The organism is Mycolicibacterium arseniciresistens (genome assembly GCF_030519285.1).
Lineage (GTDB): Bacteria > Actinomycetota > Actinomycetes > Mycobacteriales > Mycobacteriaceae > Mycobacterium > Mycobacterium arseniciresistens.
Window position 1 is genome coordinate 1 of sequence record NZ_JAUMSQ010000248.1, and the last position, 14,208, is coordinate 14,208.

13 protein-coding genes are annotated in these 14,208 nt (G+C 69.9%); 7 read left to right on the forward strand and 6 right to left on the reverse strand.

Translation table 11 applies throughout. The features are described from left to right. The 4 genes from Q2100_RS24070 to Q2100_RS31785 all read left to right on the forward strand — a co-directional run. On the forward strand, positions 1 to 1,245 hold a 1,245-nt coding region (locus Q2100_RS24070), incomplete at its 5' end, for a hypothetical protein (protein WP_302916080.1). Between the two features lie 159 nt (positions 1,246 to 1,404). Then, entirely contained in the window at positions 1,405 to 3,051 is a 1,647-nt protein-coding gene (locus Q2100_RS24075) for a DUF7800 domain-containing protein (protein WP_456094145.1), read from the forward strand. Between the two features lie 112 nt (positions 3,052 to 3,163). Beyond that, positions 3,164 to 4,480: a glycoside hydrolase family 183 protein gene (locus tag Q2100_RS24080; RefSeq protein ID WP_302916082.1), complete on the forward strand. Its 1,317-nt coding sequence runs from the start codon at positions 3,164 to 3,166 to the stop codon at positions 4,478 to 4,480. A 111-nt stretch (positions 4,481 to 4,591) separates the two neighbouring features. After that, positions 4,592 to 4,957, forward strand: coding sequence for a hypothetical protein (locus tag Q2100_RS31785; protein ID WP_328518134.1), 366 nt, complete (start codon positions 4,592 to 4,594; stop codon positions 4,955 to 4,957). Here the strand turns inward: Q2100_RS31785 and Q2100_RS24090 are convergent. Genes Q2100_RS24090 through Q2100_RS24110 form a run of 5 tightly spaced genes read right to left on the reverse strand, consistent with a single transcriptional unit; the run spans position 4,924 to position 10,618 of the window. Beyond that, positions 4,924 to 5,664, reverse strand: a complete 741-nt coding sequence (locus Q2100_RS24090) for an SDR family NAD(P)-dependent oxidoreductase (protein ID WP_269893251.1) — start codon at positions 5,662 to 5,664, stop codon at positions 4,924 to 4,926. The genes Q2100_RS31785 and Q2100_RS24090 overlap by 34 nt on opposite strands. A gap of 13 nt (positions 5,665 to 5,677) precedes the next feature. Continuing rightward, the gene (locus tag Q2100_RS24095; RefSeq protein WP_302916083.1) at positions 5,678 to 7,291 is read right to left on the reverse strand and encodes a dipeptide ABC transporter ATP-binding protein; all 1,614 of its coding nucleotides are present in this window, start codon (positions 7,289 to 7,291) and stop codon (positions 5,678 to 5,680) included. Beyond that, the gene (locus tag Q2100_RS24100; RefSeq protein ID WP_302916084.1) at positions 7,288 to 8,178 is read right to left on the reverse strand and encodes an ABC transporter permease; all 891 of its coding nucleotides are present in this window, start codon (positions 8,176 to 8,178) and stop codon (positions 7,288 to 7,290) included. The genes Q2100_RS24095 and Q2100_RS24100 overlap by 4 nt, the downstream gene beginning before the upstream one ends. After that, a complete protein-coding gene (locus tag Q2100_RS24105) occupies positions 8,175 to 9,131 on the reverse strand; it encodes an ABC transporter permease (RefSeq protein ID WP_302916090.1) in 957 nt (318 codons plus the stop codon). Before Q2100_RS24105 ends, Q2100_RS24100 begins: the two co-directional genes overlap by 4 nt. An 8-nt stretch (positions 9,132 to 9,139) precedes the next feature. Beyond that, on the reverse strand, positions 9,140 to 10,618 hold the full coding sequence (locus Q2100_RS24110; protein WP_302916091.1) for an ABC transporter substrate-binding protein: 1,479 nt from the start codon (positions 10,616 to 10,618) through the stop codon (positions 9,140 to 9,142). A 197-nt stretch (positions 10,619 to 10,815) separates the two neighbouring features. Here Q2100_RS24110 and Q2100_RS24115 point away from each other — a divergent pair, with 197 nt between their 5' ends. Continuing rightward, positions 10,816 to 11,352: a hypothetical protein gene (locus tag Q2100_RS24115; RefSeq protein ID WP_302916085.1), complete on the forward strand. Its 537-nt coding sequence runs from the start codon at positions 10,816 to 10,818 to the stop codon at positions 11,350 to 11,352. Positions 11,353 to 11,359: 7 nt separating this feature from the next. Here Q2100_RS24115 and Q2100_RS24120 read toward each other — a convergent pair whose 3' ends face one another. Then, positions 11,360 to 12,115 carry a 3-oxoacyl-ACP reductase family protein gene (locus tag Q2100_RS24120; protein WP_302916086.1) on the reverse strand — a complete coding sequence of 252 codons (756 nt, stop codon included), beginning with the start codon at positions 12,113 to 12,115 and terminating at the stop codon, positions 11,360 to 11,362. A gap of 105 nt (positions 12,116 to 12,220) precedes the next feature. Here Q2100_RS24120 and Q2100_RS24125 point away from each other — a divergent pair, with 105 nt between their 5' ends. Both Q2100_RS24125 and Q2100_RS24130 read left to right on the forward strand, forming a co-directional pair. Further along, positions 12,221 to 13,294, forward strand: coding sequence for an NAD(P)H-dependent amine dehydrogenase family protein (locus Q2100_RS24125; protein ID WP_302916087.1), 1,074 nt, complete (start codon positions 12,221 to 12,223; stop codon positions 13,292 to 13,294). A gap of 61 nt (positions 13,295 to 13,355) precedes the next feature. Beyond that, the coding region (locus Q2100_RS24130) for an Hsp70 family protein (RefSeq protein WP_302916088.1) at positions 13,356 to 14,208 on the forward strand (853 nt) is incomplete at its 3' end.

Here is a 14,208-nt window from a genome sequence, read left to right on the forward strand (position 1 = left end):
CCCGCCGTGAAGCCGGCGCCGGTGGAGGAGCCCGCTGCCGGTGCGCCGCCGGTCGCGCCTGCCCCAGCGGCGCCAGGCGAGGTCGCTCCGGAATCGCCGGCAGACCGCGGGGAGTCCCGGGAGCCGAAGTCCCCCGAGACCCCGGAGTCTCCGGCCGGGCAATCACCGGAAGCTCCCCGGTCTCCGGCCCGAAAGGCCCCAGAAGACCCGGCCGCGAAGTCCCCGGAAAAGTCGTCGCCGGAGAAGAAGTCGCCCGCGGCCGACGCGCCGGAGGCAGCACAGGCCGTCCGCGAGGTCCGGCCGGAGACCCTGCTCGCCCCAGAAGAGGACGTGCAGGTGGCTCGGCGCGCAGAACCCGTCGTCCAGAAGGTGGTGGAGGCGCCGAGGCAGGAGCTGGACACCCTGTCGAGGGCGGTGTTCTCGTCAGAGCGGCGGGACCGTGACCGCGACGACTGGGACAGGGACCGCTGGGACTGGGACAAGGACCGCTGGGACAAGGACCGCTGGGAGAAGGACCGCTGGGACCGCGATCGGGACCGGCACTGGGACCGGAAGGTGCGGCAGTGGAACCGCGACTGGGTTGAGTACGACCGCTTCTACCGGCCCACGTTCTTCAACCCGTACCGCAACCCGGTGCGCATCGTCTACGTGTACCTGAACCGGCCCCGCATCGTGTACATCCCGCCGCTGGCGCGAATCGTGTTGGAGGCGGCCGAGTTCGCCGCGTACAGCTTCACCGCCGTGGTGCTCGGCGCCGCCGACACCGCGGTTGACGTCGCGGTCGGCACGTTCTTCGGCGGCGGTTACGTCCCACGGCCCGGGTTGCCGTTCCCGCAGCCCCCGCGACTCGTGCGCTACGACAACGTGCCGGTGCAGGTGCGCTACCCGCAGGCGGTCTATCAGCCGTTCCGCGTCAACCGCATCGTGGACATGGGCGAGGACGCCCGCTTCGGCGAACGCAAGGTACTGCTCGACGGCGCGACGCCGGCCTGGGGGGTGTGGACCCAGAATCCCAGCGGTGAGCGGCAGTTCGAGGTGCACCGCACCCAGCAGTTCCCCGGCCTGGACGAACCGCAGGCCGCACCGCTGCCGGGCGACTATCCGCTGCGCCTGGCCGCCGACGAGTCCTCGCCCGTCGACCGCACGCAGGTGGCGCTCTACGCTGCGGCCGGCGCGGTGGGGGCGTTGGGCTTCGCCGCCCTCGGTATGGCCGTGTACCTGGGCCGCCGCAGGCCCCAACCCTGACGCAGTGGGTGAGATCGACACCACGCGACTGAAGCGCGAGTGCGCCGCTGCGTGGTGTCGATCTCACGCTCGCCCGCAGCGGGCGGTCCGATCTTGAAGTCGTTGACGGTCGCGACCATTCGCGATGACGGGGCCGCCGCCGTCGGGCATCATGGCGGAGTGCCCGAGGTTCGAGTAGGTCCACTCCTGCGACATGTGGGGCAGACCGATGCCACGGTGTGGGTCGAGACCGACCAGGCCTGCCGGGTCGAGGTTCTCGGCAGCACCGCCGACACCTTCGAGGTCGAGGGCCACCACTTCGCCATCGTCTGCGTCACCGGCCTGGACCCGGAAGTCGAGCATCCGTACGAGGTCCACCTCGACGGCGTGCAGGCCTGGCCGCCGTTCGGCTACGAGCTCCCGCAGCCGCGGATCAGGCTGATGCCGCCCGAGGGCAATCTGCGGCTGCTGTTCGGGTCGTGCCGGGCCTCGGCGCCGCACCACCCGCCCTACACCCGCCAGCACATGTGGCACTCCAAGGGCCAGGGCATCGACGTGCTGCGCGCCTACGGGATGCGGATGCTGCGTCAACCGTCGGCGCTGTGGCCGGACGCGCTGATGATGCTGGGCGACCAGCTCTATGCCGACCAGGTCAACGACACGATCAGGGACATGGTCGCCGAACGCGAGGTGCACGCCAACGGACCGGTCGAGGTGCTCGAGGACTTCGAGGAGTACTGCATCGGCTATTGGGACGCCTGGAGCGATCCCATCGTCCGGTGGATGCTGTCGACGATCCCGACGTCGATGATGTTCGACGACCACGAGATCAACGACAAATGGAACACCTCGCTGGAATGGCTGCGGGAGAAGCGCCAGACCGACTGGTACGAGACGCGCATCATCGGCGGCCTGATGGCCTACTGGATCTTTCAGCATCTGGGCAACATGTCGCCGGACGAGCTGGCCAAGGACCACACCTTCCAGCGGGTGCTGGAGACCCGGCAGGGCGCCGAGCCGATCAAGGAACTCGCCCAGATGGCGGAGAGGGACGACGGCGTTTCGCATTTCAGCATGTGCCGCGACCTGGGGCCGGCCCGGCTGATCGTGGTCGACGCCCGCACCGGACGCCAGCTCGGCACCGGCCGCCGCCAGATCACCACCGACGAGGAGTGGGACTGGATCACCTCGAAGGTGGACGGCGACTACCGGCATCTGCTGTTCGCCAGTTCGCTGCCCATCCTGCTGCCCTACGGCATGCACCACATCGAGGCGTGGTCGGAGGCCGTCAGCGACGGCGCCTGGGGCAGGCGGATGCGGGGATTGGGGGAGAAGGTCCGCATCACCGCCAACCTCGACCACTGGGCCTGCTTCCAGGACAGCTACCGCAAGTTCGAGGACCTCGTGATCGACGTCGCCGCGGGCAGGCGGGGTCGTACGCCGGACACCATGGTGATGTTCGGCGGCGACGTGCACCACTGCTGGGTCTCCGAGGTCGAGGTGCCCGAGGAGGAGGCGCCGGCGCCGGCCACCCGGTTCTGGCAGGTGGTGTGTTCCGGACTGCGCAAGGAGCCGTCGGCGAGCGAGCGGGTGGTGCTGCGGCTGGGGCACACGAAACTGGCCGAAGCCGTGGGCAGGGCGTTGGTTAAGACGACCAAGGTCGGCATGCCGCGGCTGCGCTGGCGGCCGGTCACCATGCCGCACTTCCGCAACCAGATCGGCACCCTCGAGATCGCGGGCGGTGAGATGGGCGTGCGCATCGAACGCGTGGAGGGGCGCTGGCGAAAGCCACGGCTGGCCACCGTGATCGAGCACAAACTGCTCTGACACCCGGCAAGATGTCGGCCCGGTCACGAGACGGTGTCAGTCCGGCACGCCGACGGGCGGGCAAACCACATCAGTCACTACAGTCTCTGTAGTAACCGATGAAAGGTGGGTCATGCCGGCCTCGCGACGACTGGCATCGCTTGCCGTCGTATCGGCGACCGCCCTGTCGCTGGTGGTTCCCGTTCTGACGAGCCCGACCGCCGCTGCGGACCCCTGCTCCGTGTTCGACTCCAGCGGTTCGGCGCGCCGGGCGACCCCCGAGTCCGCGACCCCCCGGGTGCCCGTGCTTCACCTGCCGATCGGCCGCAAACCCGCGCCGAAGACCACCCCGGCGGAGGCCGCGGCGGCCGACGCGGAAGTGGCCCCCAACACCGCGGCACGTGCGGCCGCCGCACCCGCCGCGACGACGGCGACGGTGGTCGAGACGATCGTGGGGCCGGGCTCCGGCTCCTATCAGAAGTTCGGCATCTCCGGCGCCGACCTCGGCATCCTTTGGGACAACGGCTATTCCGGCGCCCAGCGGCAGGTGCTCATCGCCTTCGGCGACACCTTCGGCAACTGCAACCTGGCCGGCCAGGAGTGGCGCAACAACACGTTGTTCCGGAGCGCGAGCCGCGACCTCGCCAACGGCCTCGACGTCCCGGCACCGCAGTACGGCAACCAGTTCGCGGGTTCACCCGTGTTGCAGAACCGGCCGAACTTCTCGCGGCAGGTGATCGACAGCCTGCGGCTGGCCGCCACCGAGGTGACGATCATTCCGACGGCAGGCATCTCGGTGGGCACCCGGCAGTACGTCAACTTCATGTCCGTCAGCCAGTGGGGTGCACCCGGGCAGTGGTCGACGAACTTCTCGGCCGTCGCGGTGTCGGACACCAATGGCGAGACGTGGACCGTGCCCGCCACCAGCATCCGGCCCAGCTGGTTCAACACCGTGCCCGGTGTGCCGTTCACGTGGGGGGACCAGAACTTTCAGATGCAGGCGTACCTGCGGCACGGCGGCTACGTCTACGCCTACGGCACCGGCGCAGGCCGCGGCGGCATGCCGTTCCTGTCCCGCGTCGCCGAGAACTCCGTCGCGGACAAGTCGGCCTACGAGTACCACACGCCGTTCGGCTGGCTGCGCGGTTTTCCGTTCCTGGCGATCCAGGTGGTGTGGGCGCCGGGCAGCGAGATGTCGGTGGCCTGGAACGACCACCTGAAGAAGTTCGTCATGCTCTACACCAACACGGTGAGCAACGTCGTCATGCGCACCGCCGACAAACCCGAGGGACCGTGGAGTTCGGCGAAGACCCTCGTCACGTCGGCCGCGGTGCCCGGCGGCATCTACGCGCCCTACATCCATCCGTGGTCGACCGGCAGCGACCTCTACTTCACGCTGTCGCGGTGGTCCGACTACAGCACGATGCTGATGCACACCTCGCTGAGCTAGACGTGCACGTTGCGCTGACCGACGGCGCCCCGCAATCCCGAACAGTTGTAACAGCCAACGCAGCCAACGCAATCGGTGCATTCCACGCATCCGAGGCAGGCCAGGCAACGCTTGCAGAACGCACACGCCACGCAGCCGACGCAGCCGGCCATCGCGATCGACATCGCGACGACGATGCTTCCGGCGACGCCTGCGCTGGCTGCGGTGGCCGCCGACCCGGCGACACCTGCGCTGGCCACGGTCGCCGCCGACCCTGCGACACCCGCACTGGCCGTCGTCGCCACCGATCCCGCGACGACGGTGCTGGCCACGGTGGCCGCCGACCCGGCGACGATGCTGCTGCTGGCGGTGGCGGTGGAGCCGGCCACCGCCGTGCTGTCCGACGTGGCCTGCGAATCGACGACGTCACCGGAGGAGGTCTTCACGGCGTCGATCCTGCCAGTTCAGCCCGCCGTTTTTCCGTTGTCGACGATGTAGACCGCGCCGTGCACGGCGGCCGCGTCGTCACTGGACAGGAACGCGATCGTCTTCGCGACGTCGGTCACGTCCATGAAGCCGCGCGGCGAGGCGATCCGCATGATGAGGTTCCAGTCCGCGTTCTCCGGCGCGGCGAACTCGGTGACCTGGGCGGTGCGCATACCGCCGGGGCAGATGGCGTTGACCCGCAACCGGTTCGAGGTGAACTCGATCGCCAGCGACCGGGTCAGCCCGACAAGACCGTGCTTGGCCGCGCAGTAGCCCGCCGAGTACACCTCGCCCTCGATGCCGGCGATCGAGGCGACGTTGACGATGCTGCCGCCGGCCTCCAACAGGTGCGGCAGCGCGGCCCGGCACAGGAAGAACGGCCCGTTGAGGTTCACGGCAAGGTCGCGTTCCCAGTCCTCGTCGGTGACGTCGAGGGTGTGCCGCATCTGGTGGAACCCGGCGACGTTGACCAGTGCGTCGAGCCGGCCGAACTCGGCGACGCACTGCGACACCGCATCCCGGCACGCGGCCGCGGTGGTGATGTCCACCGGGGCGAACCGGCCGCCGGGCACGCCCTCGAACACGGCCGCCAGCCGGTCGGCGTCGCGGGCGATACCGAAGACCGACGCGCCACGCTCGGCGAACAGCTTCGCCGTCGCAGCACCCAGACCCGCCGAGGCGCCGGTCACCAGCGCCACCTTCCCGTTCAGTTGGCTCATGGGCTAGACCTTCTCACGCCGAGGCCCGTGGCCGTTCCGGCGGCACCGCGGCCAGTAGCGCGCGGGTGTACTCGTGCTCCGGGTCGGCGAACAACTCCGCGGCCGGCCGGTACTCGACCGCCTCGCCGTCCCGCAGCACCAGCACCTCGTGGCTCATCTGCTGGATCACCGCGAGGTCGTGGCCGATGAACAGGTACGTCAGTCCCAGTTCCCGTTGCAGACCGCCGAGCAGATCGAGCACCAGGGCCTGCACCGACACGTCGAGCGCCGCCGTCGACTCGTCGAGGATCAGCAGGTCCGGCTCGCCGGCCAGTGCACGGGCGATGCTGATCCGCTGACGCTGCCCGCCGGACAGTTCGTGCGGATACCTCGATGCGAAAGACGCAGGGAGGTCGACCAGTTCGAGCAGTTCGGCGACGCGGTCGCGGCGCCCCTGGCGCCCGTCGGCGAGCTTGTGCACCCGCAGCGGTTCCTCGATCGCGGTGCCCACCCGGTTGCGCGCGTTCAGCGACGAGAACGGGTCCTGGAACACCAGCCCGATCCGGTGCCGCAGCGCCTTCACGTCGCCGCCCCTGACGGAGAACACATCGGTCTCGCCGAGCGTGGCGGTGCCGGCATCGGGTGTGACCAACCCGGTCAGCGCCGCGGCGACAGTCGACTTGCCGGAACCGGATTCACCGACGAGTCCCAGTGTGGTGCCGCGCCGGACGGTGAACGACAGATTCTTGACGGCGTGCACCGTCGAACGGCCCGTCGGCGTCGTCACGGGGAATCTCACGTCGAGCCCCTCGACGGTGAGCAGCGCGGCGGACTCCGCCGGTGCGGGGGCGGGTGCGCCGCCCCCGAGCAGCGGCCGCGACGCCAGCAGCGTGCGGGTGTATTCGTGTTGCGGACGGGCGAACACGTCGGCGACCGGCGCCTGCTCCACGGCCTCGCCCTGCCGCAGCACCGTGACGTCGTCGGCGACCTGACCGATCACCCCGAGGTCGTGGCTGATCCACACCACCGCGGCGCCGAAGTCGCGCTGCAGGTCGCGAACGAGTTCGATGATCTGCGCCTGGGTGGTGACATCGAGGGAGGTGGTGGGCTCGTCGGCGATCAGCAGTTCGGGGTCGCACGCCAGCGCGATCGCGATCATCACCCGCTGGCGCTGGCCACCCGAGAGCTGGTGCGGATAGGAGTGCAGCCGTGACTCCGGATCGGGCAGCCCGACGGCGGTCAGCAGTTCCAGCGCGCGGCCGCGGGCCTGCCTGCGCGTCATGTTGCGGTGCGTCTCCAGCGACTCGGTGATCTGCCGCTCGAGCGTCAGCAGCGGATTCAGCGACGTGCCCGGGTCCTGGAACACGAACCCGATGCGGCCGCCGTGCACGGCGCGCAGCGTCCGCGCCGATGCCCCGATCAGCTGGACGGGGTGTTCTCCGGCAAGGGAACTCGACCCGGTCACCGAGGCGCCGGGCGCGTCCAGCAGGCCGGTTGCCGCCAGCACCGTCATCGACTTGCCCGAGCCGGACTCGCCGACGATCCCCACGGTCTGCTCGCGCGCCACGTCGAAGGAGATGCCGCGCACGATGTCCCGCCCGCCGATGCGCACGTGCAGGTCACGCACATCCAGGACGGGCCCGCTCATTGCTTCCTCCTGGCCTCGATCATGGTGCGCTGCTTCGGGTCCAGCACGTCGCGCAACCCGTCGCCCAGCAGGTTGAACGCCAGCACGATCACGAAGATCGCCGCCCCGGGGAACACCGCCATCCACCACGCCAGCGTCACGAAACCCTGAGAGTCGAAGATCATCCGGCCCAGCGAGGGCTGCGGCGGCTGGATGCCCAGCCCGAGGAACGACAGCGCCGCCTCCGACAGGATCGCGAACGCCAGCGACAGGGACGTCTGCACGATCAGCGGTCCGGCGATGTTGGGCAGGATGTGGCGGCCGAGGATGTACAGGTGGCCGGTGCCCATGGTCTTGGACACCGCCACGAACGGTTCCACCCGCACGCTGAGGGTGCTGGCGCGCGAGACGCGGGCGAAGATCGGCGTGTAGACGATGCCGATCGCCAGGATCGTCGTCGTCACGCCGGGCCCGAGCACGGCGACCACGGCCAGTGCCAGCAGCAGCACGGGGAACGCGAACATCACGTCCACGACGCGCATGAACACCGTGTCGACCCAGCCGCCGAGATAGCCGGCCAGCACACCGATCGTCACGCCGACCACGACGGCGAACACCACGCTGACCACCGCGACCCGCATCGACGCCTGAACGGCCGCGAGCACCCGGGACAGCACGTCGCGGCCGAGTTCATCGGTGCCGAACCAGTGTGCGCCGCTGGGGGACTGCAGCGCACTGGGCACGTCGATGTCGTTGACGCCGTAGGGCGCCAGCCACCCGGCGAACACCGCGACCACGACGACGGCCGCCAGCACCGCCGCGGAGAACAGGGTGACGGGATTGCCCAGCAGCAGCCGCCAGGACGCCACCCTCCCGCTGTCGCCGGCCGTCTGCACGGGATCGGTCATGACAGCCGGATCCTCGGGTCGGCCACCGCGTAGAGCGCGTCCACGATGAGGTTGATGAGCAGGAACAGCGCCGCGATCAGCAGCACCGCGCCCTGGATGACGGGATAGTCGCGCGCGGCAACGGCATTGAACACCAGCCGCCCCAGTCCGGGCCACGCGAACACCACTTCGACGACGATGACTCCGCCGAGGATGGTGGCGAGCTGGATGCCGGTGATCGTCAGGATGGGGATCATGGCGTTGCGCACGGTGTGGCGGAACGTGACGACACGGGGCGGCAGCCCCTTGGAGCGGGCGGTGCGGACGTACCCCGCCGAGGCCACCTCGAGCACCGCCGAGCGGATGTAGCGCGTCATGATCGCCGCCGCGACCAGACCGACGGTGAGACCCGGCAGCACGATGTGGCGCAGCCAGCCCGCCGGGTCGTCGAACAGCGGGCGGTATCCCGACGTGGGCAGCCAGCCCAGCGTGGTGGCGAACAGGGCGATGAGCAGGATCCCCAGCCAGAAGTCCGGCACCGACACCCCGAACTGGCTGGTGATGCGGACGACGGTGTCGCTGAGCCGTCCCTCGCGCAGCGCGGAGTAGATGCCGGCGGGCACCGCGATCACCAGCGCGACCACGACGCCGACCAGACCGAGTGACAGCGTCGCGGGCAGCCGGTCCAGCAGCGTCACCGTCACCGGGTCGCCGTTGCGGAAGCTCACGCCGAGGTCGCCGGTGATCGCGTTGCCCAGGTAGCTGAAGAACTGCACGACGATCGGGCGGTCCAGCCCGCTCGCCGAGCGCAACGCCTCGTAGGCCTGCGGGGTGTAGCGGGTGCCCAGCGCGATGCGCACCGGGTCGCCGGGCACCAGGTGCACCAGGGCGAACACCACCACCAGCACCCCGAGCAGAACCACCAGGGAGTACAGCACGCGGCGCACGAGGAAGCGCAGCACGGGGTGAGACATGAACGCGCTCACGCCGATTCCCCTCCCACCAGCTGCGCCGCACGGAATCGGACCGCGCCGTCGCGGCGGGCCTCGACCCCCGACAGGTCGTTCGACCAGGCCTGGATCACCGACGGGTTGTACAGGTAGAGGTAGCTGACCTGGTCGGCGATGATCGTGGCGGCGCGGGCGTAGACGTCGCGGCGCGCGCCGCGGTCGGTCTCGACGCGGCCCCGGTCGAGCAGGCGGTCCACCTCGGCGTTCGAGAACTTCTGCGCATTGCTCGTCCCGTCGGTGTGGTGCTGGGCGTAATAGAAGTCGTCGGGGTCGATGTTGCCCAGCCAGCCCATCATCAGGATGTCGAAGTTGCCGTTGTTCTGCTCGTCGAGCCACGTCGCGAAGTCGACGGTGCGGATGTCGACGGTGATGCCGAGCGGGGCGAGGTTGTCGGCGATGATCTGCGCGGCGGTGACGGTCTCCGGGTATTCACTGGTGACCAGCATGTCCATCCGCTGTGGCGCGGCATTCGCCTGCGCCAGCAGGTCTTTCGCCTTGTCGATGTCGTAGCGGTAGGTGTCGAAGGGTGTGTACCAGGGGTTGCCCTCGGGGATCGCGAGCTGGTTGCGCGCGGCGGTGCCGTAGCTCGTCGCCTGCACGATCGCATCGCGGTCGATGCCGTAGGCGATGGCCTGACGCACCCGCGGGTCGCGCCACGGGTCACGGGCCTCGTTCAGCGCGAGGTACCAGTAGTCGTTGCTCGGCGTGACCGCCAGCCGCTGGGAGCCGTCGTCGCGCAACTGGGCGACCCGCTGGGGCGGGATCGAATCGGTCCAGTCCACCTCGCCGGCCTGCAGCGCGGCCAGCGCCGTGGACGGTTCGGAGATGAAGCGGAACGTCACGCCCGACACCTTCGGCGGTCCCGCCCAATACGACGGGTTGGCCTTCAGCGTGATCGAGTCGCCGCTGCGCTGACCCGCGAAGGAGAACGGTCCGGTGCCGACCGGGTGGGTGGCGATGCGCCCGCTCTCGACGTTCGCCCTCGACACGATCGCCATGCCCTTGAAGCCGCCGATGTTGGTCAGCAGATTCGGGGTGGGCGTCTTGACCGTGATCCGCACGGTCGACGGGTCCAGCGCGCGGATGTCGGTCACCGCGCTGAACTTGTCGGCGTTGGTGAGCTGTTCGTCGATGATGCGCCGGTAGGAATACACCACGTCGTCGGCCGTGAACGGGCTGCCGTCGTGGAACGTCACGCCGCGCCGCAGGCGGAACGTCCACACCCGGGAATCGGGGCTGACGTCCCACGACTCGGCCAGCGCCGGGCGCATCTCCAGATCGGCGTCGGGTTCGACGAGCGTGTCGAAGACGTTCTCCAGCACCTCGAACGAGAAGTAGGCGCTGGTCTTGTGCGGGTCGAGCTGGTCGGGTTCCCCGGCGATCGCCGCGATCAGGTTCCCGGACGCCTCGTCGCCGAGGTCGACCCGCTCGCCCGTCGAACAGGACGTCATGCCGAGCACCAGGGCGACGACGGCGGCGATCAGACCGCCGAGCACGATCGGTCTACGGGTCACGCCATCTCCAGGGCTCATGCGGATGATCCAAGATCACTTACCCGCTGATCATCCGCCCCGAAACGCCCGGCTCCCGAATGCGGCGACGGGCAAACCGGTGACGAGCCACGGCACTGCTGCGATACTCAACGCTCATGAGACTCCGTCGCGCGCTCGCCGCCGCCGTCATGCTCGCCGGTTCGGCGGTCGGCTGGGCCCCCGTCGCGCAGGCGCAGCCGCCGGACGCTCCGCCGGAGATCCTGCAGGGCGTCTACACGTACAACGAGGGCGGCCAGGCGGGTGTCGATTGGACGATCTTCCCGTCCTGTGTGCCGACGGTCGGCGACCTCCGCGAACCGCTGTGGTTGCCGGTCGCATGCCGGCTGCACGTGACGCCCGAACGCCAGACCGGCTCGGACGCCCTGATGACCAACGGGCTGTGGACGACGACCCGCAAGGTCAGCGACGGGCTCAAGTGCCCCGACGGGTCCACCGCAGCGGTCGAGCAGGTCTTCTCGTGGAGCGGGGTCACGCTGGCGGGCACCCGCAAGTCCATCCACGGCGCGGTGTGCGGACTGCAACCCGCGATGACGTCGACGCCGTTCACGCTGGCCTTCAAGCAGCCGCTGCCGATCCCGGTGGACCGCTACCCGCTGGTCTGCGAGCCGGGTGGCCTCCGCCGCTGCTTCTAGGGAGTGCTCAGGCGGTGAAGCCGCCGTCGACGTTCCAGTTCGCTCCGGTCACGTAGCCGGCGTCGGGTCCGGCCAGGTAGGCCACCACTCCGGCGACGTCGCGGGTGTGCCCGTAGTGTCCGACGGCGATCGTCTGTCGCGCCAGGTCGGCGAACTCGCCCTCCTCGGGGTTCATGTCGGTGGCGATCGGGCCCGGCTGCACGTTGTTGACGGTGATGCCGCGAGGCCCGAGGTCGCGGGCCAGCCCACGGGTGAGGCCGGCCACCGCCGCCTTGGTCATCGAGTACACGGCCAGACCCGGACCCGGCACCCGGTCGGCGTTGATGCTGCCGATGTTGATGATCCGGCCGCCTTCGCCGAGATGGGGCACCGTCTGCTGGATGGCGGCGAACACCCCGCGCACGTTGACCGCGACGAGTCGGTCGAACTCCTCGAGCGGGAAGGTCTCGATGTCGCCGAAGGCGGCCACGCCTGCGTTGTTGACCAGGATGTCGAGCCCGCCCAGGCGGGTCACCGTCTCCTGCACGGCCGAGGCGATCTGGCCGACGTCTGTGCTGTCGGCGCGGATCGGCAGCACCCTGGCGCCCGCTCTCGACATCTCCACGACGACGTTGTCCGCGTCGCGCGCGGATGCGCCGTAGGTGAACGCCACCGCCGCGCCGTCGAGGGCCAGTCGCCGGACGATCTCCGCGCCGATTCCCCGCGATCCGCCGGTCACCAGCGCGCGCCGTCCGCTCAGCGGACCTTCGATTGCTGCGGTCATCGGGTGAACCTCTCGCTCGGGTGTGTCATCGACAAGCGCCGACGCGGATGAATCATTCCCGCCTAGGGTGAGGACGGCTAGCCGGCGAGACAGAAGAGGTGATCGATGGCCAAGCGGATCGTGGTCTGGGGCACGGGGTTCGTCGGGAAGATGGTGATCGCCGAGATCGTCCGGCACCCGCTGTTCGATCTGGTGGGGGTCGGGGTGAGCAGTCCGGAGAAGGTCGGCCGCGATGTCGGCGAGATCTGCGGGCTCGGCGAACCGGTCGGCGTCGCCGCCACCGACGACGTCGACGCGCTGATCGCGCTGGCCCCCGACGCACTGGTGCACTACGGCCCGACCGCCGCCCATGCGGGCGACAACATCGCCTTGATCGCCCGCTTCCTGCGCGCGGGGATCGACGTGTGCTCCACGGCGATGACGCCGTGGGTGTGGCCGACGATGCACCTCAATCCGCCGGACTGGATCGTGCCGGTCACCGAGGCCTGCGAACTGGGCGAGTCATCGTGCCTGACCACGGGGATCGATCCGGGCTTCGCCAACGACCTGTTCCCGTTGACCCTGATGGGGCTGTGTTCGGAGGTCCGCACGGTGCGTGCCTCGGAGCTGCTGGACTACACCAACTACACCGGCGACTACGAATTCGAGATGGGCATCGGCCGCCCACCGGAGAAGCGCGCACTGCTCGAGACCTCCGACATCCTGGTGATGGCTTGGGGCGCAACGGTTCCGATGATCGCTCATGCCGCGGGCATCATGCTCGACGAGATCACCACCACCTACGACAAGTGGGTCACGCCCACCGACCGCACCACCGCCAAGGGCGTCATCGCGGCGGGCAACGTCGCCGCCGTGCGCTTCACGATCAACGGGGTGTACCGGGGCGAGACCCGGATCCAGCTGGAACACGTCAACCGCATCGGTGGCGACGCCGCCCCGGACTGGCCGACGGGCAGCCGGGACGACGTCTACCGGGTCGACATCGAGGGCACGCCCAGCATCTCCCAGGAGACGGCGTTCCGCTTCACCGACGGGTCCGGGCGCGACGCCGCGGCCGCGGGTTGCCTGGCCACCGGCATGCGCGCGCTCAATGCGGTGCCCGCGGTCAACGACCTCTCGCCGGGCTGGGTGACCGCCCTGGATTTACCACTCATCCCCGGTGCGGGCACAATTCGCTGAGTAACGCCGACCCCGCCGCGCGAGATGGACAACTGAACGGGGTCCATCTCGAGGGAGTGACATGGCAGACGGGCTGGGGTTGTCGGTCGGGGCGACCAGGCTGACCGCGGTCGTCGTCGGACGCACCGCGCTGACGCGGTCGCCGGTGCTGACGCAGTACCCGCACCGGCCCGCCGAGGTCGGCGTGCCCAGCGAGAACCCCGAACTGACCGAACGCGGGCTGATCCTCACCGACTTCGTCGACCGGGTCGGCGACCCGGTGGGCATCGTCGCCGCCGACGGCACATCGCACCGCGGGGAGGTGGTGCTCGCCGACGCACTGCGGGCCCTGCTGCGCGCACTCACCCGCGGGCAGGCGCCCGCGGACCCGGTCGCGGTCAGCCACCCCGCGCACTGGCGTCCGGCTACCGTCGACGCGCTGCGTGGCGCACTGGCGGCGGTGCCCGACTTCGGCGCCGCACCGGTCGTGGTGTCGGACGCCGCCACCGCGCTCACCGCCCTTCAGGACGATCCCGGCCTGCCCACCAGCGGCGTCGTCGCGCTGTGCGACTTCGGCGGCACCGGCACCAGCATCACGCTGGCCGACGCGGGCAACGGCTTCACACCCATCGGCCCCACCGTCCGGCATCCCGACTTCTCCGGCGCGGCCATCGACCAGGCCCTGCTGACCCGTGTCATCAACGACCTGTCGGCGGCCGGTGACGTCGACCTGACCGGCACCTCGGCGATCGGATCGCTGACCCGGCTGAGGGGGCAGTGCCGCGCCGCGAAGGAACGGCTGTCCTCGGCGGCCGTCACGTCGCTCGCCGCCGATCTGCCCGGCCGCAGCAGCGAGGTCCGGCTCACCCGCGCCGAGCTCGACGACGCCGTCCGCCAGCCGCTCGCCGACTTCGTCGCGGTGGTGCACGAGACCC